The sequence below is a fragment of the Streptomyces sp. NBC_00513 genome, from assembly GCF_041431415.1.
GTDB lineage: Bacteria > Actinomycetota > Actinomycetes > Streptomycetales > Streptomycetaceae > Streptomyces.
Genome location: NZ_CP107845.1, coordinates 7559279 through 7580725, shown reverse-complemented (window position 1 = coordinate 7580725; position 21447 = coordinate 7559279). Strand labels below are relative to the sequence as shown.

The 21447-nt window shown below is 70.0% G+C and carries 22 protein-coding genes; 6 read left to right on the top strand and 16 right to left on the bottom strand.

Annotated features, from left to right (window positions below; all coding sequences use genetic code 11):
• Positions 1-59: 59 nt before the first annotated feature.
• Entirely contained in the window at positions 60-185 is a 126-nt protein-coding gene (locus tag OHA84_RS34255) for a hypothetical protein (protein WP_266967891.1), read from the top strand.
• 162 nt (positions 186-347) lie between these two features.
• Here the strand turns inward: OHA84_RS34255 and OHA84_RS34250 are convergent, their stop codons facing one another.
• The 5 genes from OHA84_RS34250 to arsM form a co-directional block, all read right to left on the bottom strand.
• Positions 348-539 (bottom strand): DUF4236 domain-containing protein, encoded by a 192-nt coding sequence (locus OHA84_RS34250; RefSeq protein ID WP_266967893.1) that lies wholly within the window; start codon positions 537-539, stop codon positions 348-350.
• Between the two features lie 227 nt (positions 540-766).
• A complete protein-coding gene (locus OHA84_RS34245) occupies positions 767-1864 on the bottom strand; it encodes a HAMP domain-containing sensor histidine kinase (protein WP_266967895.1) in 1098 nt (365 codons plus the stop codon).
• Between the two features lie 5 nt (positions 1865-1869).
• Entirely contained in the window at positions 1870-2562 is a 693-nt protein-coding gene (locus tag OHA84_RS34240) for a response regulator transcription factor (protein WP_266967897.1), read from the bottom strand.
• Between the two features lie 68 nt (positions 2563-2630).
• Positions 2631-3353 carry a VanZ family protein gene (locus OHA84_RS34235; protein WP_266967899.1) on the bottom strand — a complete coding sequence of 241 codons (723 nt, stop codon included), beginning with the start codon at positions 3351-3353 and terminating at the stop codon, positions 2631-2633.
• Between the two features lie 185 nt (positions 3354-3538).
• Positions 3539-4306 carry an arsenite methyltransferase gene (arsM, locus tag OHA84_RS34230; RefSeq protein WP_266967901.1) on the bottom strand — a complete coding sequence of 256 codons (768 nt, stop codon included), beginning with the start codon at positions 4304-4306 and terminating at the stop codon, positions 3539-3541.
• Between the two features lie 80 nt (positions 4307-4386).
• On the opposite strand from arsM, the gene OHA84_RS34225 reads away from it, so the two are divergent.
• Genes OHA84_RS34225 through OHA84_RS34215 form a run of 3 tightly spaced genes read left to right on the top strand, consistent with a single transcriptional unit; the run spans position 4387 to position 6321 of the window.
• On the top strand, positions 4387-4785 hold the full coding sequence (locus OHA84_RS34225; protein ID WP_266967903.1) for a helix-turn-helix transcriptional regulator: 399 nt from the start codon (positions 4387-4389) through the stop codon (positions 4783-4785).
• Positions 4782-5894 (top strand): ACR3 family arsenite efflux transporter, encoded by a 1113-nt coding sequence (arsB, locus tag OHA84_RS34220; RefSeq protein ID WP_266967905.1) that lies wholly within the window; start codon positions 4782-4784, stop codon positions 5892-5894. Before OHA84_RS34225 ends, arsB begins: the two co-directional genes overlap by 4 nt.
• 1 nt (position 5895) lies before the next feature.
• Entirely contained in the window at positions 5896-6321 is a 426-nt protein-coding gene (locus tag OHA84_RS34215) for an arsenate reductase ArsC (RefSeq protein WP_371591616.1), read from the top strand.
• 102 nt (positions 6322-6423) lie between these two features.
• On the opposite strand, the gene rph is transcribed toward OHA84_RS34215, so the two are convergent.
• A complete protein-coding gene (rph, locus tag OHA84_RS34210) occupies positions 6424-9045 on the bottom strand; it encodes a rifamycin-inactivating phosphotransferase (RefSeq protein ID WP_266973829.1) in 2622 nt (873 codons plus the stop codon).
• 326 nt (positions 9046-9371) lie between these two features.
• On the opposite strand from rph, the gene OHA84_RS34205 reads away from it, so the two are divergent.
• The gene (locus tag OHA84_RS34205; protein WP_266967907.1) at positions 9372-11333 is read left to right on the top strand and encodes an acyl-CoA dehydrogenase; all 1962 of its coding nucleotides are present in this window, start codon (positions 9372-9374) and stop codon (positions 11331-11333) included.
• A gap of 37 nt (positions 11334-11370) precedes the next feature.
• On the opposite strand, the gene OHA84_RS34200 is transcribed toward OHA84_RS34205, so the two are convergent.
• The 5 genes from OHA84_RS34200 to OHA84_RS34180 form a co-directional block, all read right to left on the bottom strand.
• A complete protein-coding gene (locus OHA84_RS34200) occupies positions 11371-11724 on the bottom strand; it encodes a hypothetical protein (RefSeq protein ID WP_266967909.1) in 354 nt (117 codons plus the stop codon).
• A gap of 11 nt (positions 11725-11735) precedes the next feature.
• A complete protein-coding gene (gene ctaD / locus OHA84_RS34195; RefSeq protein ID WP_266967911.1) occupies positions 11736-13469 on the bottom strand; it encodes a cytochrome c oxidase subunit I in 1734 nt (577 codons plus the stop codon).
• A gap of 168 nt (positions 13470-13637) precedes the next feature.
• Complete coding sequence (locus OHA84_RS34190; RefSeq protein WP_266967912.1) at positions 13638-14339, bottom strand: HAD family hydrolase; 702 nt, start codon at positions 14337-14339, stop codon at positions 13638-13640.
• Positions 14340-14353: 14 nt separating this feature from the next.
• Positions 14354-15319: an LLM class F420-dependent oxidoreductase gene (locus tag OHA84_RS34185; protein WP_266967914.1), complete on the bottom strand. Its 966-nt coding sequence runs from the start codon at positions 15317-15319 to the stop codon at positions 14354-14356.
• A 200-nt stretch (positions 15320-15519) separates the two neighbouring features.
• The gene (locus OHA84_RS34180; RefSeq protein ID WP_266967916.1) at positions 15520-15897 is read right to left on the bottom strand and encodes an ATP-binding protein; all 378 of its coding nucleotides are present in this window, start codon (positions 15895-15897) and stop codon (positions 15520-15522) included.
• A gap of 418 nt (positions 15898-16315) precedes the next feature.
• Between OHA84_RS34180 and OHA84_RS34175 the strand changes: the two genes are divergently transcribed.
• On the top strand, positions 16316-17323 hold the full coding sequence (locus tag OHA84_RS34175; protein WP_266967918.1) for a terpene cyclase: 1008 nt from the start codon (positions 16316-16318) through the stop codon (positions 17321-17323).
• A 98-nt stretch (positions 17324-17421) separates the two neighbouring features.
• On the opposite strand, the gene OHA84_RS34170 is transcribed toward OHA84_RS34175, so the two are convergent.
• From OHA84_RS34170 to OHA84_RS34150, 5 genes are all read right to left on the bottom strand, one after another.
• Entirely contained in the window at positions 17422-18285 is an 864-nt protein-coding gene (locus tag OHA84_RS34170) for an SDR family oxidoreductase (RefSeq protein ID WP_266967920.1), read from the bottom strand.
• Between the two features lie 72 nt (positions 18286-18357).
• A complete protein-coding gene (locus tag OHA84_RS34165) occupies positions 18358-18792 on the bottom strand; it encodes a hypothetical protein (protein ID WP_323181811.1) in 435 nt (144 codons plus the stop codon).
• A gap of 228 nt (positions 18793-19020) precedes the next feature.
• The gene (locus OHA84_RS34160; RefSeq protein WP_266967924.1) at positions 19021-19539 is read right to left on the bottom strand and encodes a MarR family winged helix-turn-helix transcriptional regulator; all 519 of its coding nucleotides are present in this window, start codon (positions 19537-19539) and stop codon (positions 19021-19023) included.
• 32 nt (positions 19540-19571) lie between these two features.
• Entirely contained in the window at positions 19572-20048 is a 477-nt protein-coding gene (locus tag OHA84_RS34155; RefSeq protein ID WP_266967926.1) for an HIT domain-containing protein, read from the bottom strand.
• A 420-nt stretch (positions 20049-20468) separates the two neighbouring features.
• Positions 20469-21146, bottom strand: coding sequence for a hypothetical protein (locus OHA84_RS34150; protein ID WP_266967927.1), 678 nt, complete (start codon positions 21144-21146; stop codon positions 20469-20471).
• Positions 21147-21447 lie beyond the last annotated feature (301 nt).

Below are 21447 nucleotides of genomic sequence, written 5' to 3'. Positions count from 1 at the left end.
GTGTTCGACTCCTTCATCGCCGACTTCCCGACGACGTCGTCTTCACCGTCGAGTACTCCGTGCGCACCGCCTGGACCGCCGTGGCCACCCTCCTCAAGCTCGACAAGCAGCCTCCGCCCGTCTACAAGGGTCGGCACGACCCGAAGGTCCTGGTCGAGGCCCTCCACACCATGCACCGCCACTGACCTGGCCCATCTCGCTTCGGCGCGCCTTCAGGACGAGCCGGAGCGTGACGGGTCGCGTCCGCGCCCGGACCCGCACGACAGCCCCTGCGGCAGCCCGTACGGCAGAACGACCCCCCGGCCTGTCCGGCCGGGGGGTCGTGGGCGGGGCGCGCACCCCGTGGATCAGCCGCGGCTGGTCTTGCGCCAGCCGAAGGGGCCGGGCAGGTCCACGGAGGTGGTACGACGTCCGGTGCTGCTGTGGGTGTGGCGGGGACCGTGTTTGCCGCCGCCGGTGGTGATCGACCAGGACTTGCGGTTGATGTTGAGCCGGACGCCGGGCAGGATCCTGAAACTCTTGCGGAATGTCAGCGGCATGACGTCTCGCTCCTCGGTGCGCGTAGGTACGGGCGGCCCGACTTCTCCTGCACCCGGGCCAGTTGAGTTACGTGTGTCCGCCGCCGGCCGTTCCATGCGCCCCGCGACCGGCTCATGCGGCGAGAGCCGGCGGGATGTGGCGAGATGTGGCGGCCGGTAACGATGACCGTCGCCGTCGTCGCCGTCGCCGTCGCCGTCGAGATCAGAGCGGCACTCCCCCGGTCCGGTCAACGAGGCGAAGACGCCTGCGAGGCGGCGGGAACCCGGACCGTGACGAGGAGACCTCCGGCGGGACGCGGTGTGAGGTCGAGGGTCCCCTCGTGGGCGCGGACGATGCTGTGCACGATGGCCAGGCCCAGGCCGACGCCGGCGTACTCGTCCGTACGCACGCGCTCCGCTCCTCGCTGGAAGGGTTCGGTGAGGGTCGGTACCAGGTCCGCCGGGAGTCGACGGCCGGTGTTCTCCACGCGCAGCACACTCGTGTCGTCGTGCTCCTCGGTGTGGACGGTCACGGTGCCGCCGGTGGGAATGTTGTGGACGATGGCGTTCTGGACGAGGTTCGTCACCATCCGCAGCAGCAGCTCCGCGGAGCCGGTGGTGTGGGCCGCCCCTCCGGTGACGTTGAGCGTGATCCGGCGCTGTTCGGCCAGGGGAAGCAGCGTTTCGGCGGCTTCCTCGGCGATGAGGGAGAGGTCGACGCTCTCGGGGATGAGGTTTCCGCGGTCGCCACGGCTGAGCAGCAGGAGGGCCTCGGTGAGGTCGATCGCCCGCGTATTGACGGCGTGCAGGCGTTCGATGAGTTCGACCCGGTCCCGCGTGGGGTCCTTGCGGGCGACGTCGAGGAGCGCCCGCGAGATGGCCAGCGGGGTGCGCAGTTCGTGGGAGGCGTTCGCGGCGAACCTCTGCTGCTCGGCGACGTGGCATTCGATTTGTTCGAGCATCGAGTCGAACGCGTCGGAGAGCTCACGGAATTCGTCCTGGCGGCCCTTCATGCGGATCCGGTGGGACAGCGAACCGTTCCCCGCCATCCGTGCCGCGTCCGTGATCCGTGTGAGTGGTGCGAGCATTCGGCCGGCGAGGAGCCATCCCCCCAGCAGGCCGAACACGAGCAGGCAGGCCAGGGCCGAGGCCGCGGCGGGGACGAACGTGTGCAGGAGGAGGTAGCGGTTGGGCGAGATCCCGAGAAGGCCCTTGGAGTTGTCGGGCACGTGGCGCAGCAGGAACACCCACACCACGGCCAGCAGGAGAGCGCTGGTGAGGAGGAGGAATCCGGCGTAGCTGAGGGTCAGTTTCAGTCGGGCGCTGAGCCCTGGGCTTCCGTGCATGCGCACTATCCGGGGTCGGTGGTGCCGTCGGTGTCCCTGGGGGTGTCGATTCGGTAGCCGACACCGGGCACCGTGGCGATGATCCATGGTTGACCGAGCCGTTTGCGCAGTGCGGACACGGTGATGCGCACGGCGTTGGTGAGGGGGTCGGCGTTCTCGTCCCAGGCCCGTTCCAGCAGTTCCTCGGCGCTGACGACCCCGCCCTCGGCGGCGACGAGGACCTCCAGTACGGCGAACTGCTTGCGGGTGAGCGCGACGTAGCGTCCGTCGCGGAAGACCTCCCGGCGAAAGGGGTCGAGCCGCAGGCCCTCGATCTCCCGGACCGGGGGCCGGGCGTACCCGCGTCTGCGGTCGAGCGCCCTCAGGCGCAGGACGAGCTCCCGCAGCTCGAACGGTTTGGTGAGGTAGTCGTCGGCGCCGAGTCCGAACCCGGATGCCTTGTCGTCGATCCGGTCGGCCGCGGTGAGCATCAGGATCGGGATGCCGCTGCCGGAGGCGACGATGCGTCGGGCGACCTCGTCGCCGGAGGGGCCGGGGATGTCGCGGTCGAGGACCGCGAGGTCGTAGGAGTTGACGCCGAGCAGTTCCAGGGCCGAGTCGCCGTCGCCGGCGATGTCTGCGGCAATCGCCTCCAGTCGCAGACCGTCACGGACCGCCTCGGCCAGGTAGGGCTCGTCCTCCACGATCAGTACGCGCATGTCCGAAGCCTATGCAGGACGACGTATCGCCGACGTATCCGAAGACGGGTCCGCACCCGACACGCGACTCATCCTGCCGACGTGGGCGTGGGCGTGGGTGTGGGCGTGGGGCGAGGCCGGCCCACCGGTGCCTCTGCCCTGGTAAGCCACCAGCGGCGCGACGCCAGCGCGGCCAGTACGGCCCCGGCGGCGTTGACCAGTACGTCGTCCACGGAGGACACCCGGTCCAGCCGCAGGAGGTACTGCGCGGTTTCGACCAGGACCGAGCAGCCCGCCCCGAGCGCCAGGATCCGCGGTACGGACGCGAGCGCCGCGAACCGCATCGGGGCGAAGAACCCCAGCGCGGCGAGGACCAGCAGGTTGCCGGCGATCCCGAGGGGCCCCATCGTGATCAGGTCCCGCAGCGGTACCAGGCTCACCCGTGCGGGGACGGCGCCGGCCCCGGCACCCGGCATCATGGTCATCCACAGGAACGGCACGGTCCCGTGGACCATGCCCACCTCGGCCAGCGACAGCCGCCACGCCGAGGTCCCGCCGGCGGCCCGCCGACAGCGCGCCCGTGCCCATACCGCCAACGCGGCCAACGGCAGCGCGACCAACGTCATGAGCACCACACCGTTGAACGTGTCGAAGCAGCCGTGCCACCGCCCCGCCATGCACATCGGAGCGGCCATCATGAGTGGTCGCCGCACGGCGAACAGGGCGCCCGCCACGCCGAAGGCCGTCAGTCCGAGGAGCAGGACTCCGCGCGTGCGACGGGGCGGCGCCGGCAGGAATGCGTCGTGACTCATGTCCCCATGAGAGGCGGCAGGCCGTTGCGGTGGCGTATCCGGTTCTCGATACGCCCGCGATACACGAGGACCCTGCCCGACGACGAGGGACCGGGCTCAAGGCGCGCCTCTCCGTGCGGTCGCGACGCGACACGGCAGGTGCCGATGACGGGCACACGCGAAAGCGCCGGGCCGTCGTCATGGTGTCACCGCGGGCGCGGCACTGAGCCCTCCTTGACGGCCCGGACGATGGCGGAGTGCATGCCGTCGGCGACGGCGTGGGTCGCGGTGAGCTCGATGTCGGTGAAACCGGCCGCCGCCAGGCCGTCGCGGTACTCGGCGAACGAGAGCGCGCCGGCGATGCAGCCGACGTGGTCACCGCGCTCCGCCCGCTGGGCCGGGGCGAGTTCGTCGTCGGCGACGACGTCGGAGATGCCGATCCGGCCGCCGGGGGTCAGGACGCGGAACATCTCGGCGAAGACGGCCGGTTTGTCGGTGGACAGGTTGATCACGCAGTTGGAGATGACGACGTCGATCGTGCCCGCGGGCAGCGGGATGGCCTCGATGGTGCCCTTGAGGAACTCGACGTTCGTGGCGCCGGCTCTCTTCTGGTTCGCCAGGGCGAGGGCGAGCATCTCCTCGGTCATGTCCAGGCCGTACGCCTTTCCGGTCGGGCCGACGCGGCGGGCGGACAGCAGGACGTCGATGCCGCCGCCGGAGCCGAGGTCGAGAACGCGTTCGCCTTCGTGGAGATCGGCCACGGCGGTGGGGTTCCCGCATCCCAGGGAGGCGGCGGCGGCCTCGGCCGGAAGGGCGTCCCGTTCGTCGGCCGTGTAGAGGGCGACGCCGAAGTTGTCGTTCACCTCGACCGGTTCGGCGCCGCAGCAGCCGGTGCCGCCCTCGACGACCTTGAGTGCGGAGGCGGCGTACCGCCGGCGGACGATCTCGCGCAGGTCCGCTGTCTGATCAGTCATGACTTTCTCCCTCAACAGCTTGCATCGACGTTCATCGATGCAAGCTTGCGCCTTGGATCGAAGTTCGTCAACATAGAGGCATGTCGAAACAAGAACTGGCCGTACTCGGTCAGGACGAGGGCGGTTGCTGCCCCACCCTGCTGGCCGCGCCGCTGGGCGAGGGCCAGGCCGTGGAGCTGGCGAAGATGTTCAAGGCTCTCGGCGATCCGGTCCGCATCCGGCTCCTGTCGATGATCGCCTCGCGGGCCGGCGGGGAGATCTGCGTCTGCGACCTGACCCCTGCCTTCGAGCTGTCACAGCCGACGATCTCCCACCACCTGAAGCTGCTGAAGCAGGCCGGACTGATCGAGTCCGAGCGACGCGGGACCTGGGTCCACTACCGGCTCGTCCCCGAGACCACCGACCGCCTCGCCGCCGTCCTGACCCGTCCCACCGGGCCGGTCGACGCCGGGACCGCCATCGCGGCGGCCACATCGTGACCGCGGAGCCCACCGCCGGCCCGGTCGCGGCCCGACTGTCCTTCCTCGACCGGCACCTGGCGGTGTGGATCCTGATCGCGATGGCCGCCGGCCTCGGTCTCGGACGAGCCGTACCCGGCCTGGGCGACGCGCTCGCGGCGGTGACGGTCACCGGGGTGTCGCTGCCGATCGCACTCGGCTTGCTGGTGATGATGTACCCGGTCCTGGCCAAGGTCCGCTACGACCGTCTCGACACCGTCACCCGCGACCGGCGCCTGCTGATGTCCTCGCTTCTGCTGAACTGGGTCGTCGGCCCGGCGCTGATGTTCGCCCTCGCATGGACCTTCCTGCCTGATCTGCCCGAGTACCGCACCGGCCTGATCATCGTCGGTCTCGCCCGCTGCATCGCCATGGTCGTCATCTGGAACGACCTCGCCTGCGGCGACCGCGAGGCCGCTGCCGTCCTCGTCGCCCTCAACTCCGTCTTCCAGGTGCTCGCGTTCAGCCTGCTCGGCTGGTTCTACCTGTCCGTCCTGCCCAGCCTGCTCCACCTGGAGCAGACAGCCTTGGACGTGTCCGTGTGGGAGATCGCCCGCTCCGTACTGATCTTCCTCGGCATCCCGCTGGCGGCGGGATTCCTCACCCGCCGGCTGGGCGAGAGGGCCAAGGGCCGCACCTGGTACGAGAGCGAACTGATGCCCAGGATCGGGCCGTTCGCCCTGTACGGGCTGCTGTTCACCATCGTGGTGCTGTTCGCCCTACAGGGCGAGGCCGTCACCTCGAAGCCGCTGGACGTCGCCCGGATCGCGCTGCCGCTGCTGGTGTACTTCGCGCTGATGTGGGTCGGGTCGATGGCCCTGGGCCGCGCCGTCGGCCTGAACCACCCGAGAGCGACGACACTGGCGTTCACCGCCGCGGGCAACAACTTCGAACTCGCCATCGCGGTCGCCATCGCCACGTTCGGCGCCACCTCCGGCCAGGCCCTCGCCGGCGTCGTCGGCCCGCTGATCGAGGTACCGGTCCTGATCGGGCTGGTCCACGTCGCGCTCGCCGCCCGCCGCTTCTTCCCCACCGACGCCCCGACAGCAGCCGAGCAGGCCGCCACCCGGAGAGGACCCGCCCGTGTCTGACATCCCCGCCCCGAAGCCGTCGGTGCTGTTCGTGTGCGTCCACAACGCCGGCCGCTCGCAGATGGCCGCGGCCTGGCTCACCCATCTCGCGGGAGACCGGGTCGAGGTCCGCTCCGCCGGCTCCGCGCCCGCCGCCGGCGTGAACCCGGCGGCCGTCGCCGCGATGGCGGAGGTCGGCATCGACATCTCCGCCCAGGCACCGAAGGTACTGACCGTCGACGCCGTACGAGCCTCCGACGTGGTCATCACCATGGGCTGCGGCGACACCTGCCCCGTCTTCCCCGGCAAGCGCTACCTCGACTGGAACCTCGACGACCCGGCAGGCCAGGGTGTCGAGGCGGTACGCCCGATCCGCGACGAGATCAAGGCCCTGGTCGAGGGCCTGGTCGAGGGCCTGACTGCGGAGACCCCTCCGGCCGGGCCCTGATCGTCAGGCCGGCTCCGCCGCGCGGCACGGCGGAGCCCCCGCCGCACCTCGGGCCGGGTCGATCGCCCGGAGGCCACGGATGGGGCTCGTCGGCGGGGTCGGTCAGGGCAGGATCTCGATGTACCCGTCGGTTCCGTGCACGCGGATCCGCTGCCCGTCGCGGATCAACCGGGTGGCCCGCTCCACGCCCACGACGGCCGGCAGACCGTACTCTCGGGCGATCACCGCGCCGTGGGTCATCAGGCCGCCCACTTCGGTCACCAGGCCCGCGATGCCGACGAACAGCGGGGACCAACTGGGGTCCGTGAAGGTCGTGACCAGGATGTCACCCGGTTCGAGATCGGCCTCCCCCATGTCGAGGATGACGCGGGCCCGTCCCTCGACGGTCCCGACCGAGACCGGCAGACCGGTCAGGGCGCCGGCCGGAACGTCGTCGCGCCGGTACGCCCCGGTGACGGCCTCTCCGTCCGATGTGAGGACCCGGGGCGGTGTGAGCGCGTGGTACGACCGGAACGCGTCCTTGCGCTGCTCGATGAGCCGGCGGTCCACCTGGTTCGAGCGCACGACCTCGTGAAGTTCCTGGAACGTGAGGTGGAAGATGTCCTCCTGCTCCGCGAGCACGTTCGCCCGCACGAGGCGCCGGGCCTCCTCCATCAGGGCCTGCTTGTAGACGAAGTAGCGGCTGATGATGCCGTACTTCGGGTACTCCCGGTACCCGATGAAGGTTCGGACACGGTCGATCATCCGCTTGGTCTCGTCGGCCTTCCGGTCCCCGTCCGGCAGCGTCCGCAAGCGCGACAACACGTCCTGTTCCTTCTTCAGCGCCTTCTCCCGGCCCTGCTCGAAGCGCCTCCCGGCGGCGCCCGGCTCGAAGTTCCTGACGTTGTCGAGGATCACCGGCACGAGCGTCGAGGGACGCTCGTGCCAACGCGGCCTCGTGATGTCGATCTCCGCGACACAGCGCATGCCGTACCGGTCGAGGTAGCTCTCGATGGCCTCGCGCGCTTCGCTCCCGCCCGCGAGCTTCGCCATCTCGTCCAGGAAGCCCTCGTCCTCGACGCCCTGGAGGAACGCCACCACCTCCGGATACGGGCGGATCACGTCCGCCACGTCGAGCAGCGCCAGTCCCATCTCCGACGTGACGTTGTCGGGCGCGGACAGCGTCAGCGTGTCTGCCGCGTTCTTCTCCCCCAGCCACTCCTGCAACGTGTCGTTGAGCCACCACGTGGCCTCCATGCCCGCCATGATCGCCTGCATGCTCAACGGGTCACCGAGGACTCGCTTGTGCTCCTCGAAGGCCTCCAGCAGGAAGTCGAACAACGCCGGTCCGGTCTTCGTCCGGATGTCGCGTTCCAGGGCGGCGATGGACACCCGGCTGCGCTCGATCAGCTCGGTGACGATGGCCGGATCGGTTGCGATCGGGTTCGCGGGCGGCTTCACGCTCGGGGCGGACGCACGGCCGGTCGGCGGCGCGCCGGGGTCCGTGTCCGGGAGCGACGGGACGAAGTCGTCGCGGTCGAGGACGGTCTCCAGGGCGTCCCTGACGAGTGGATCGCCCTTCCCCAGGACGTCCAGGAGGCCCGCGCGGCTCGCGGGCGAGGCCAGGCGCCGGGTGACGTCGACGAACAGCCTCCCGCCCGCCTCGTGCATCGGCACCATGGCCGTCAGCTGCCACATGGAGAACCCCAAGGGCTTCATGGGGTCGGTCATCATCTGCTGATGGCCGACGGAGACGTAGACGTGATTCTCCTGGTCGCCCGACTCGGGGATGGGGAACAGCGTCGTGATCGGCCGGCTCTGAACGATCTGGAAGCCGTCGTCGACCAGGCACCATTCGATGTCCTGCGGGCGGCCGAAGTGCGATTCGATCCGCCGCCCGAGCTTCACCAGCCGCACGGCCTGTGCGTCCGTCAGCGCCGGCTGCTCCTGCTGCCGCGGGTCGATCGCCACTTCCCGCGTACCGCCGGCCGGGAGGGCGTGAACGGCACGCTGTTTGGCGGCGATCGTCCTGGCGACGACTTCGCCGTCCCGCACCGTGAAGACGTCCGGATTCACCAGGCCGGAGACCAGGGCCTCGCCGAGGCCGAAGCCGGCGTCCACGGTGGCGACCTTCCGGTTGCCCGTGACGGGGTCGGCCGTGAACAGGACGCCGGCCGCGTGTGGAAAGACCATCCGCTGCACGACCACGGCCATGTGCACCGCACCGTCGTCGATGCCGTTGCGCCGGCGATAGGTCACGGCCCGCTCGGTGAACAGCGAGGCCCAACACCGGCTGATGTGCCGCAGGATCTCCGTCTCGCCCACGACGTTCAGGTAGGTGTCCTGCTGGCCCGCGAAGGAGGCCGTCGGCAGGTCCTCCGCCGTCGCGCTGGAACGGACGGCGTAGGCGGCATGCTCGCCGAGCCGGGCGAGCTCGCGGGTGATCGCCTTCGCGATGTCGTCAGGGATCGCGATCCCTTCGATGGTTCGGCGAATCCGCGAGCTCAGCGCGCGGACCGCCTCCCGGTCGTCCGGGTTCAGGCGCGACAGTTCATCGAGCCGATCGTCGATCGACAGCGCTTCCGCCATGATCCGCCGGAAGGCGTCCGTCGTCACGCAGAAGCCACCCGGTACGCGAATGCCTTCGATCCGCGACAGCCCGCCCAGGTGCGCGCCCTTGCCGCCGACGACCGCGACCCGCGTCTCGTCGGTCTCCTGGAGATCACACACGTACTGCTCGATCACTGCCATGCCTCCGAGGCGTTCGTGTCCTGTTGCACCGTGATGGCCGGCCGAGTCGCCGGCGCCTGTGGCCCTGTCGAGATCACCCGCATGTCGTGCCCTCATTTCCGCAGGTTGTGGCCTCGACGGACGATTCTGCGCCGTGACCGGGGGCTTGCCGCAAGCCCCCCGGTGCGCTATACCTTGGGAGAGGCAAGGAGAGACATCTCCTTGCCTTTGCCATGTGCCGTCCGCCGCGACCGACAGGCCTCGCGTGAAACGGTGCGCCGCACACGGGTCTTCCGCGTTCGTGCCCGGTTGATCGTCTCGCGGCGGGGTAGCGGAGCGGCATGGCCACCGAGAACGCTTCCACCACCGCGACCGGTTACGTGCAACCCGAGATCGACGTCTCTGCGCTGACCGAGGTGCTCGACGGCGAGTACGCCGGGATCCGCGACCTTGTCCGTACCAACCTGGCGACGTACTCCTCCGTCCTCGAAGAGGCCGATGAGCTCGGCATCGACGCGTTTCGCGAGCGGGTGCGCGAGATCGTCGTCAAGATGGCCGCGACGGGCCAGACCGGCATGGGCTTCCCCACCGAGTACGGCGGGGGCGGCGACGTCGGTGCCTCGATCGCCGCGTTCGAGACGCTGGCCTTCGGCGACCTTTCGGTCCTGGTGAAGGTCGGCGTGCAGTTCGGGCTCTTCGGCGGTGCGATCCTGCACCTGGGCACCGAACGCCACCACGACGCCTACCTCCCGGACCTGATCACCGGGGAGCTCATGGGCTGCTTCGCGATGACCGAGACCGGGCACGGCTCCAACGTGCAGGCACTCGGCACCGTCGCGAGGTACGACGCGGCGAGCGGGGAATTCGTCATCACCACCCCCGACGACCAGGCGCGCAAGGACTACATCGGCAACGCGGCCCGCCATGCGGAACTCGGCGTCGTCTTCGCCCAGTTGGAGGTGGACGGCCGGTCCCGGGGCGTGCACGCCTTCGTGGTCCCCCTGCGGGTCGACGGCCGGACGGCACCCGGCGTCCGGATCGAGGACGACGGCCGCAAGATGGGGCTCAACGGCGTGGACAACGGCCGGATCTGGTTCGACGGGGTGCGGGTGCCGCGCGAGGCGCTCCTGAACAGGTTCGCCGAGGTCACCCCCGAGGGCGTCTACGAGAGTGCGATCGAGAACCCCAACCGGCGTTTCTTCACCATGCTCGGCACCCTGGTGCAGGGCCGGGTCAGCGTCGCGGGCGCCGGGATCAGCGTCGCCAAGGTCGCCCTGACGATCGCCACGAAGTACGCCGTGCGGCGCAGGCAGTTCCAGGCGGCCTCGGACACCGGGGAGCAGGTGCTCCTCGACTACGGTCTGCACCAGCGCCGGCTGCTGCCGCTCATCGCCCGGACGTACGCCTTGCACGTCGCGCAGGACGGTGTGCGCACACAGCTGCACGAGGTCTTCTCCGGCATCGAGGACGACGCGCAGGCGCGGCGCCGGCTCGAATCGCAGGCCGCGGGCATCAAGGCGCTCGGCACCTGGCACGCCACCCGCGTCGTCCAGGAGTGCCGTGAGGCGTGCGGCGGCGCCGGCTATCTCGCCGTCAACCGGTTCGCCGCCCTCAAGAGCGACAGCGATGTCTTCACCACCTTCGAGGGCGACAATCACGTCCTGCTGCAACTCGTGGCCAAGGGACTGCTCACCGATCACGCGAGCGAGTTCGAGGACCTCGACCAGCTCGGCATGGTCCGGTACGTCACCAACCTCGCCGTCGAGACCGTCATCGAGCGGACCTCGGCCCACAAACTGCTCGAACGGGTACGCGACCTGCTGCCCGGCGGTGACGAGTGGGACCGGGAGGCCGGCCTGCTCGACTCGGAGTACCAGCTCGCCATGGTCCGTTTCCGCGAGGAGCACATGCTCGCCGGCCTGGCCCGGCGGATCAAACGCGGGATCGACGAGAAGCGCGATCCGGGCGCCGTCTTCTCGCGGGTGCAGGACCACGTCATCGCGCTCGCGCGCGCGCACGTCGAGCGGCTGGTGACGGAGGCATTCGTCGACAAGGTGCGCGCGTTGCCCGAAGGGGGCGAGAAGGCGGCGCTCGCCCTCCTGTGCGACCTGTTCGCCCTGTCGACGATCGAGGCGGACCGGGCCTGGTTCATGGAGCACGGGCGGTTGACCATCCAGCGGTCCAAGGCGATCAGCCGCGAGGTGAACGACCTCTGCCGCAAGGTGCGTCCCCTCGCGGTCGACCTCGTCGACGCGTGGGGCATCCCGTCCGCCATGCTGCGGGCCCCGGATCTCGTGGGCTGACCGGGGCCCGGGCCCGCCGTCGGATCGTCCCGTCCCCCTAACGCGGCTCCAGGCCGATGCCGAGGACGGCCAGGACGGTGGCGGCGAGGACGGTCGTGCCGCCGAGCAGGGCGAGGGCCACGAAACGGCGGCGCAGGAGCTGGTAGCGGTGGGCGTACTCCTCCCTCAGTTCGTGGCTGCGGCCGGCGATCTCGTACAGGACGTCGCGGGTCCGCGCGAGGTGACGGGCCGTGTAGAGGTGGACGACGTCCTCGCGCTCCGCCCGCCCGAGCCAGGGAAGTTCGTCGGCGAAGGCGTCGGCTTCCATGGCGGCGGTGTGGTGCGCGGCGCGGCTCATCAGGTAGCCCTCCAGTTGGGCCAGGCCCGCTGCCGCCTCGTTCTGATCCCTCACGGTCACACCCCCTACCGGCCCGCGATGCCGCGGTCGGATCCGGGCGTCTCTCGGTTGCCGGGATCGTCCAGCGCGTCGCGCTTGCCGTGATGGACCGCGTCGTCCAGCGCGGCCACCTCGGGGTAGTGCAGGTCGAAGGCCGGGGATTCGGAGCGGATGCGCGGCAGGGTGACGAAGTTGTGCCGGGGCGGCGGGCAGGAGGTGGCCCACTCCAACGAGCGGCCGAAGCCCCACGGGTCGTCGACGGTGATCCTGGGAGCGGTGGTGGCCGTCTTCCACACGTTGTAGAGGAACGGCAGGGTGGACAGGCCCAGGAGGAACGCGCCGATGGTCGAGAACGTGTTGAGGGCGGTGAACCCGTCCGAGTTCAGGTAGTCGGCGTAGCGGCGGGGCATGCCTTCGGCGCCGAGCCAGTGTTGGACGAGGAACGTGGTGTGGAAGCCGATGAACAGGGTCCAGAAGTGGATCTTCCCGAGGCGTTCGTCGAGCATGGTGCCGGTCATCTTCGGCCACCAGTAGTAGAAGCCGGCGAACGTGGCGAAGACCACGGTGCCGAAGACCACGTAATGGAAGTGTGCGACGACGAAGTAGGAGTCGGTGACCTGGAAGTCCATCGGCGGGGAGGCCAGGATGATCCCGGTCAGTCCGCCGAAGAGGAAGGTGACCAGGAAGCCGATGGACCACAGCATCGGCGTCTCGAAGGAGATCGATCCCTTCCACATCGTGCCGATCCAGTTGAAGAACTTCACCCCCGTGGGCACCGCGATCAGGAACGTCATGAACGAGAAGAACGGCAGGAGGACCGCGCCGGTGGCGAACATGTGGTGGGCCCACACCGTGAGCGACAGTCCCGCGATGGCGATCGTGGCGCCGACCAGGCCGAGGTATCCGAAGACGGGCTTGCGGGAGAAGACGGGGAAGATCTCGGTCACGATCCCGAAGAACGGCAGGGCGATGATGTAGACCTCGGGGTGCCCGAAGAACCAGAACAGGTGCTGCCACAGCAGGGCGCCGCCGTTGGACGGGTCGAAGACGTGAGCGCCGAACTTGCGGTCCGCCTCCAACACGAGCAGGGCCGCCGCGAGGACGGGGAAGGCGAACAGCACCAGAACCGAGGTGAGCAGGATGTTCCAGGTGAAGATCGGCATCCGGAACATCGTCATGCCCGGACCGCGCATGCAGATGATCGTGGTGACGAAGTTGACCGATCCCAGGATCGTGCCGAAGCCGGCCAGAGCCAGGCCCATGATCCACATGTCGCCGCCGATGTACGGGGTGTGGTCCGAACTGCTCAGCGGTGTGTAGGCGGTCCAGCCGAAGTCCGCGGCGCCCTGGGGAGTCAGCAGGGCGCCCAGCACGATCAGTCCGCCGAAGAGGAACAGCCAGAACGACAGCATGTTCAGACGCGGGAACGCCACGTCGGGAGCCCCGATCTGCAACGGCATGATCGCGTTGGCGAATCCGGCGAAGGTCGGGGTCGCAAAGAGCAGCAGCATGATGGTGCCGTGCAGGGTGAAGATCTGGTTGTACTGCTCGTTCGACAGGATCTGCATGCCCGGTCGGGCCAGTTCGGCGCGCAACAGCAACGCCAGTACGCCGCCGACCAGGAAGAATCCGAACGACGCGATCAGATAGAGGTGTCCGATCTTCTTGTGGTCCGTCGTCGTCAACCACGACACGATCACCTGACCTGGAGTCCGACCCGCAACCGGGATCGGCGTGACCGGTTCGACCGACGTCACCATCGCGCACCCCATCAACTCTGGATCCAACAGAGGCTGTACGGCTGACGCCGCTTCCCATGTGTACGCCTCGCGCCGCGCCACGCCGCGGCCGGCACGCCGCACGGCGCGTCGGACCGTCCGGAATCCCCCGCCCGCCGCACTCAGGGCCGCGGCGGGGCTCCGGTGCCGCTACCGGGCCGTGTCACCATCCCCGGCCGTCGCGGGTACCCGGGGGAACGGGCTGCCGGCGAGGCCGGCCAGCAGATCGGCCGGGTCTCGGTAGACGGCGACCGCTCCTGCCTCCTCCAGGTCTTCGCGCGGAATGCCTCCGCACAGGAGGCCCACTGCGGTCACGCCGGCCCGGGTGGCGGCCCGCATGTCCCAGACCGAATCGCCGACGAACACCGCCCGCTCGGCCGGTACCCCCGCCAGGCCGAGGGCGTGCCGGACCTGGTCGGGTGCGGGCTTTCCCCGGTCGACGTCCTCGGAGGTCGCGGTGTCGGTGATGGCGTCGTCCGCGTCGATGGCCTTGCGCAGGGCCTGGAGTTCCCGGTCCTTGGCCGAGGTGACCAACAGGACCTTCCATCCGTCCGTCGCCAGTGCGCGCAGCAGATCGGCGGCCGCGTCGAAGGACGGGATCCGTTCGAAGTACGTGGCGTAGAGGGTGTCGTGCGCGGCACTGAGCCCGTCGTCTCCGGAGCGGTCGCGCCCCTCGCCAAGGAGGTGGTCGAGGAGGTCCTCTCCGGGCAGGCCGAGGGCCCGGTGGACGGCGTGTGCGGGCACGTGGTGCCCGGCTTGGCGCAGCGCTTCCCACCAGGAGACGACGTGGAGGTGGTTGGTGTCCGTGAGGGTGCCGTCGACGTCGAAGAGGGCGGCGCGGTCCGTGCTCATGCCTCGGGCGCCCTTCACAGGTTCCGCAGGGCGGGCAGCAGTTTCGCCTCGGCCCACTCCAGGAACGGTTCCTGGTGCCCGCCACCGATCTGTACGAGGGCGACTTCGGTGAAGCCCGCCTCCGCGTAGGGGCGCACCGCCTCCACGAAGGCCTCCACGTCGTTGCCGCACGGGATGGCGTCGGCGACGTCCTCGGGGCGGGTGTGCCGGGCGGCCTGGTCGAAGCCGGCCGGGCCGGGGAGTTCGGAGTTGACCTTCCAGCCGCCGAGCGCCCAACGGAACTGGTCGTGGGCCCGGGCCACGGCCGTGTCCCGGTCGGTGTCGTAGCAGACGGGAAGCTGGCCGACCCTGGGCTTGCCGGCGCCGCCGTGCGCGTCGAACGCCTCCAGGAGTTCGGGCTTCGGTTCGGTCGCGATGACGAGGTCCGCGTACCGTCCGGCGAGCGCGCAGGAGCGGGGGCCCGAGACGGCGATGCCGAGCGGAGGCGCTTGATCGGGCAGGTCCCACAGTTTCGCGTTCTCCACGTCGAAGTGGGCACCGTGGTGGCTCACGTACTCGCCGGTGAACATGCGGCGGATGATGTCGACGGCCTCTTCCAGCATCTCCAGGCGTACGTGGGCGGCGGGCCAGCCGGCGCCCACGATGTGTTCGTTGAGGTTCTCGCCGGAGCCCAGCCCGAGGCGGAACCGGCCTTCCGAGAGGATCTGCATCGTGGCCGCCTTCTGAGCGATGACGGCCGGGTGATAGCGGAAGGTCGGGCAGGTCACGTAGGTCATGAGCGGGATGCGGGAGGTAGCCTGCGCCGCCGCGCCCAGGACGCTCCACGCGTACGGGGCGTGTCCCTGGGACTCCAGCCACGGGAACGAGTGGTCCGAGGTGACGGAGAAGTCGAACCCCGCCCGCTCCGCCCCCACCACGTGGGACACCAGCTCACGCGGCCCGGCCTGTTCGGTCATCATCGTGTATCCGATTCGCACCATACGCACCGCCTAGCCGCGATGGGGCGGTCCGAAACCCTTCGCCTTGCCTGAGCCTCCATACGGCCCACCCCGTGGATGCGGGGCAGGGCCCGGGTCTGTCGCGAGGTCGCCGGCTCTCGCGCGTTGCCCCTGTCGGCTGGGGCACCGATCGCGCACGGCCACCCGCCGGCGGGCTGCCGGGAGGGGCCGACTCCCGCGGTTCAGGCGACGGGGGTGAGCGAGAGGAACGCCGTGATCGTCTTTCCGGCGTGGTCGGACCGAATCTCCGTACGGTCGGCGATCCGGTTGACCAGGAGCCAACCGAACCCCCCGGGTGACTCGACCGGCGTACCCGGCGGGCACGGGCAGAGCGTGGATCCGTCCGACACCTCGACCGCGACCGAGCCCGGGGGACACCACACGCGGAAGGCGGTCACGCCGCCGGCGTGGCGGATCGCGTTGGAGACCAGCTCCGAGACCACCAACAGCACGTCGTCCACGAGAGGCGTCCCCACGTGGTGGGTCGACAGGACGTCCCGGGCGATCAGCCGCGCGTCCTCGCATCTCAGTCCTGGCGTGCGACGTGGTGTCCCTGGCATCGCCTCTCCCTTCACCGGCCGTGTCCTCTCCCCCTCCACGAAGCACACCGGGCCGACGGTTCCCGGCCCACACGACAAGCCCACCCCGCGATTGCCGCCGTGGCGGGCCGTCCACGGCCCGCGGGGCGATCACCAGGCGCAGTCCGTCGATCGGGCCGGCGGCCGGCAAGGGCTGTGCCGGCCGGGCGCTGCCGTGGATCTGCGGCTCGCGGCCGGGCTGCCGGCACGGGAACGCGTCGGTCCGAGCACTGCCGATTCGCGGTTCCCGGGTGTCCGACGACGCACCGAGACGGCGGATATCGGCCGCGAGGTGTCCGGGCGACGCCTCGGACAGGGCCGGCTTCCGCGAGACCGTGGAACCCCACCCCAAGTGTCCTGATCCGGGAGCCGCCGGGTCTGCTACCTCACGGAGAATCACGTGCCGCAGGACGTCACCTTCGATCTGCCCTTCCCTATCGCGCTGAGCCCCGACCTTCAGGGTGCCCGGCAGCGCAACCTGGCATGGGTGCACCGCTTGGGACTGGTCGGGTACGGCCGGTCCCTTGACTGGTACGCGTCATGGGACATGCCGCTGTTGGCCGCCCACGGCATGCCCTACGCGCGCGGGGCGGCCCTGGACCTGTGTACGGACGCGATGGCGTTCTTCTTCGTCTTCGACGACCAGTTCGACGGACCCTTGGGCCGGGATCCCGCACGTGTCGTGGCCGTCTGCCGGAAGCTGATCGACATCGTCCACGGGGCACCGGCCGGACCGGGCGCCGACGCCTGCTCCCGCGCGTTCTCCGACATCTGGACCCGAAGCCTTCGCGGCTCCCACTCCGGCTGGGCGGCCCGCTCGGCGCACGAGTGGGAGTACTACTTCGCCACCCAGGCCCACGAGGCCATCGGACGGATCCGGGGCACGCCAGGGGATCTGGAGACCTACCTCCAGGTCCGCCGCGGCATCGCCGGCACCGCCGTCCCCCTCTCCCTCGGCGAGCGCGCCGCCGGCCTCGGCGTCCCCGCGGCCGCTTTCCACAGTCCGCAGTTGCGGCTCATGCGGGACATCGCGGTCGACGTCAGCATGATGTGCAACGACGTGTACTCACTGGAGAAGGAGGAGGCGCGCGGCGACGTCGACAACCTCGTCCTCGTCCTCCAGCATGCGGGCGGCGGCACCCGCGAGGAGGCCGTTGCCGCGGCCCGGGAGGAGGTCTCCCGACGCACACGACGCTTCGCGGAACTCGCGGCGCAGGTGCCGCAGATGTGCACGCGACTCGGGCTGACCGGACGGGAGTCGGCCCATGTCCGGACGTACGTCGAGGTCATGGCGTGGTGGATGAGCGGGTACCACGCCTGGCAGACCCGGACCCGCCGCTACACCGGCGCGCTCCAGGTCCTTCCCCGTACGGGCCCCGGCTACTTCGACGAGATCCTCCCCCCGTGACCGGGCACCGGCACGCACGTGCCGGATCCGCGTCCGTCGGTGACCAGGCCGCTTGGGGTGGCGCGACGCGGCTTCGTGAAGGAGTGTGAGTCAGCGCCCTATCCGCTGAAGACCGCGCGGTGTTCGCGCAGGAACGCGTCGAGGGTGCGGGGCGGGCGGCCGAGGATGTCCGTGACGGTGCTGTCGGGGGTCTCGGGCCGGGTGACGGCGAGTTGCTGGATCTCCGTCACGTGGTCGGCGAGCCAGGTGGGCATGTGGGCGTGGTGGATGAGGTCGTCGCGCAGTTCGTCCGGGGTGAGGTTGACGTAGCGGACTTGATGCCCGATCAGAGCGCCGATCCGAGACGCGATTTCGGGATGGGAGACCGCTTCGGGGCCGGTCAGGGAGTAGGTGCCGCCGGCTATGTGTGGCCTCGTGAGGGCGGCGGCGGCGACGTCGCCGATGTCGCGGCAGTCGATGTGGTTGAAGGGCGCGTCGCCCGCCGTGCCGAGGATGACGCCCTGGGCGACCGTGGGGGCCAGGCGCAGGAGGTTCTGCATGAACGCGTAGGGGCGCAGGATGGTGTGGGTGAGCCCGCGGGCGCGCAGGTGTTCCTCCACGGCGTGGTGTCCGCGGGAGATGGCGACCGGGGAGTCGGGTTCGGCGGCGGGTGCGGAGATCTTGACGATGTGTTCGATGCCGGCGTGCGCGGCGATGTCGATGACGCGGGTTTCGAGTACGACCTGTTCGGGGCTGTTGGCCATGGCGAGGAAGAGCTGGTCGGCACCCTCGAATGCGGTGTGCAGCGACTGGGGGTCGTTGGCGTCGGCGTACCGGACGTCGACGGGTTGACGGGTACCGGCGGTGCCGGGGATCGGGTTGTGCGGAGTGCGGGTCAACGCGCGGACGGGCGCGCCCAGTGCGAGGAGGCTGTGGAGCAGTGCGTTTCCGGTTGCTCCGGTCGCTCCCATGACAACGATCATCGTGTGCTCATTTCTTGGTGACTTCCCGGCTGGCGGTGCCGCCGGGGCGGGCTCGGTCGTGCTTGGGCTCGGTCAGGCCCGGGATCGCGAAGCGGGTGGGCCTGGTGTCGGGGTGGGCCGCGCCGCGGGTGTGGTGGCACGCCAGCGAAGGGTGACGATGGTGGTGGCGAGGGCTGCGGAAACGGGCAGGTCGATGCGCAGGCGCTCCAGCCACGGGGTGGCGGGGATCGGGGTGTGGGTGGGTAGCCATTGGGCGGTGAACCATCCCAGCGCGGCCGCCGCACCCGCGGCGGTGATCACGAGCCCCAGGGTCAGGGCGGTGCGCGGCATGGTGGTGGTCCACCGTCGGGGCTGCCCGCCGTGGCGCAGCCAGGTGCCGACCAGGAGCGCCACCACGGCGGAGGTTCCCGCGATGGAGGTGAGGGCGGCCACGGCCAGGTCCTGCTGCCCGGTGGCGAGTCCGGCGGCACCGGCCGTCAGCGCGGGGGCGACGTAGGCGGTCAGCACCTCGCGCCACAAGGTGAATGGCCGAGATGGTCGCGATGGCCGGGAGGCCGCTCGGCTGCGGCTGGTTCTGTCCTTCGTTGCGGGCATGCCGACCTCTTTCCGTCGTGTGTGCGGGAGGCGAAGGGGGCGCCGGGGCGACAGCCTTCGCAAAATAATTAGGCAGCTAACTATTGCGTCGAAAAAAGGGCCCTGCCCGAAAAGGCGGGGCCAAGGCGACCGGGAGCCGGGTCAGTCGGCGACCAAGGCCGAACTGCCACGCACGACGCGGGCGAGCAGATCGAGGAACACCGCACGCTCCTCGACGGAAAGCCCACCCACCATCGCCTCAAGCCGCCCGAAATGATCGGGCGCCATGTCGCGCAGGCGTTGCGCACCGCGTGCGGTCAGGACGGCCACCGTACCCCGCCCGTCCTCCGTGGACGGGCGGCGGGCGATCAGACCCTCGCGCTCAAGACCGTCCAGCAGGCCGGTGACCGTGGCCCTGGAGACATCGAGGTCGACCGCGAGGCGCGAGGGGGACTTCTCCCCGCCGTGGTCCTCCAGGTCGGCGAGCAGACGGTAGCGCCCCGTCGACAGGCCGAACTTGGCGAAGTGCGCCTCGGCCATCCGGCCGACCCTCGCACCGGCCGAGATCAGCCGCACCGCGACCAGCACCGCCTGCGGATCGACCTCCAGGCCATAGTGCCGGACCTGGCGCCTGGCCTGGTCGAGCGTAGGCGCCTCGCCGTCGATGTCATTCCCCGTCATGCAGATAATATGGCGGCTAATCACTTCTGCTGTCAAGGCACCGATCCCCGGGACCGGTGGACTCCTGTCCTCAGCGTCCACCGGCCTCCGAGGAACCCGCCGTCCGAAGTCAGAGCATCGGCGAGCAGCAGCCTCGGGTCGCCGGGAACGCGGCGCTCGGACCGTCCGGCCGGCCAGGTCGAGATTCCATCGTCCACCCACCGCGGAACGACGTGGAAGTGCAGGTGGGGAACCGACTGTTGCGACCCTGGGCCGTTGGCGCTGAGGATGTTCACACCCGAGGCGTCCACAGCGGTCCTAGTCGCCTCGGCCACGCGCTGGACCAGTGCCATCGTCGTGGCGAGGACCTCGGGCGGGGTACCGAAGATGTCCGCGTAATGGAACGTCGGGACCACCAGGGTGTGGCCCGGTGCCAGCGGGTTCAACGGAGTGAAGGCACAGGCCACGGGGCCACGAGCGACCCAGCCCGCGCTGTCTTCACGAATGAGCGTGCAGAAGACGCAGTCCATGCGACCCGACCCTGCCAGGTCCCGGCCGGGACCGGCGAGCCGGTTCGGGCGAGCCGGTTCGGGCGAGCCGGTTCGGGCGAGCCGGTTCGGGCGAGCCGGTTCGGGCGAGCCGGTTCGGGCGAGCCGGTTCGGGCGAGCCGGTTCGGGCGAGCCGGTTCGGGCGAGCCGGTTCGGGCGAGCCGGTTCGGGCGAGCCGGTTCGGGCGAGCCGGTTCGGGCGAGCCGCAGACCGGCGGAGTGCCCACGGATTCACCGGAGTTGCGCCGGAGGGAGCCCGGTCGGCGTGACACAACCCTCGGTGGCGTCCCGCCGGGTAGGCGGCCGACCCTGACGTGATCGGCCCGTACCGGGCCGCCATGGCGGGGGCGATGGGTCCGCGCCCCCGCCATGGCTCCGACTACTGCGATCGGGCTCTGGTGGCTCAGCCCACGCGTTCGATGCGGGCCCGACGGATCAGGTTCTTGCCCGGCTCACGCACCTTCTCGAACGCCGCGTTGTTCAACAAGACACAACTACCCGAAGGACCATTCACCGTCACCGTCGTCGCCTGCCCGTTGTCCAGATTCGTCACCTTCAACTTCGTACCCACCGGAAACGTCCCACTACTCGCCGCCGGCGCACCCGCCTCACCCGACAAAGTCACCGTCGACCCCTTGCACACCACGTCGCCGGTAGCCGGAGGCACCTGCGCACCCGCCGCACCGGCCGGCGCGGGTGCCGCCGCACCCGCCGCTCCGGACGGCGCCGCACTCCCACCCCCCACGCGTTCGATGCGGGCCCGACGGATCAGGTTCTTGCCCGGCTCACGCACCTTCTCGAACGCCGCGTTGTTCAACAAGACACAACTACCCGAAGGGCCATTCACCGTCACCGTCGTCGCCTGCCCGTTGTCCAGATTCGTCACCTTCAACTTCGTACCCACCGGAAACGTCCCACTACTCGCCGCCGGCGCACCCGCCTCACCCGACAAGGTCACCGTCGACCCCTTGCACACCACGTCGGGCGCGGCGGCGTTGCCGGTCGCCATCGTGGCGACGGCTCCTCCCACCACCAGTGCTCCGGTCACACCGGAAAGCACGAGCTTCTTCGTACGACTCATGGTCCTTTTACGGGACATTGACACTCCTCGACTCGATGGATGCTGTCCTCCCGTCCTGCATACGGCCGACGTCGCGCGCGAGTTCACTCCTGTCTCCGGCCGATTGATCCGGCCGTGGGGAGGTCCAAGCGCCGCGTGGCGTGCCACGGTGGGTCGGGGTGCCATGGAGTACGGGCAAAGGAGCAGGTGGAAGGCCTGGCGGCCGAGTGGTCGACGTGGGTACCCCACTCGCGCCGGCGGCCTCGATCGGCGCTGACCCAAGGCGGCCTAAGGAGGGCTTAAGGCGCCGTTGTTCCGCCCT

What these genes read in the sequence shown, in the direction of transcription:
- OHA84_RS34250 (WP_266967893.1), bottom strand. Translation starts at nt 539, where the DNA reads ATGCCGCTGACATTCCGCAAGAGTTTCAGGATCCTGCCCGGCGTCCGG.
- OHA84_RS34245 (WP_266967895.1), bottom strand. Translation starts at nt 1,864, where the DNA reads ATGCACGGAAGCCCAGGGCTCAGCGCCCGACTGAAACTGACCCTCAGC.
- OHA84_RS34240 (WP_266967897.1), bottom strand. Translation starts at nt 2,562, where the DNA reads ATGCGCGTACTGATCGTGGAGGACGAGCCCTACCTGGCCGAGGCGGTC.
- OHA84_RS34235 (WP_266967899.1), bottom strand. Translation starts at nt 3,353, where the DNA reads ATGAGTCACGACGCATTCCTGCCGGCGCCGCCCCGTCGCACGCGCGGA.
- arsM (WP_266967901.1), bottom strand. Translation starts at nt 4,306, where the DNA reads ATGACTGATCAGACAGCGGACCTGCGCGAGATCGTCCGCCGGCGGTAC.
- OHA84_RS34225 (WP_266967903.1), top strand. Translation starts at nt 4,387, where the DNA reads ATGTCGAAACAAGAACTGGCCGTACTCGGTCAGGACGAGGGCGGTTGC.
- OHA84_RS34205 (WP_266967907.1), top strand. Translation starts at nt 9,372, where the DNA reads ATGGCCACCGAGAACGCTTCCACCACCGCGACCGGTTACGTGCAACCC.
- ctaD (WP_266967911.1), bottom strand. Translation starts at nt 13,469, where the DNA reads ATGGTGACGTCGGTCGAACCGGTCACGCCGATCCCGGTTGCGGGTCGG.
- OHA84_RS34190 (WP_266967912.1), bottom strand. Translation starts at nt 14,339, where the DNA reads ATGAGCACGGACCGCGCCGCCCTCTTCGACGTCGACGGCACCCTCACG.
- OHA84_RS34185 (WP_266967914.1), bottom strand. Translation starts at nt 15,319, where the DNA reads ATGGTGCGAATCGGATACACGATGATGACCGAACAGGCCGGGCCGCGT.
- OHA84_RS34180 (WP_266967916.1), bottom strand. Translation starts at nt 15,897, where the DNA reads ATGCCAGGGACACCACGTCGCACGCCAGGACTGAGATGCGAGGACGCG.
- OHA84_RS34170 (WP_266967920.1), bottom strand. Translation starts at nt 18,285, where the DNA reads ATGATCGTTGTCATGGGAGCGACCGGAGCAACCGGAAACGCACTGCTC.
- OHA84_RS34160 (WP_266967924.1), bottom strand. Translation starts at nt 19,539, where the DNA reads ATGACGGGGAATGACATCGACGGCGAGGCGCCTACGCTCGACCAGGCC.
- OHA84_RS34155 (WP_266967926.1), bottom strand. Translation starts at nt 20,048, where the DNA reads ATGGACTGCGTCTTCTGCACGCTCATTCGTGAAGACAGCGCGGGCTGG.
- OHA84_RS34150 (WP_266967927.1), bottom strand. Translation starts at nt 21,146, where the DNA reads ATGAGTCGTACGAAGAAGCTCGTGCTTTCCGGTGTGACCGGAGCACTG.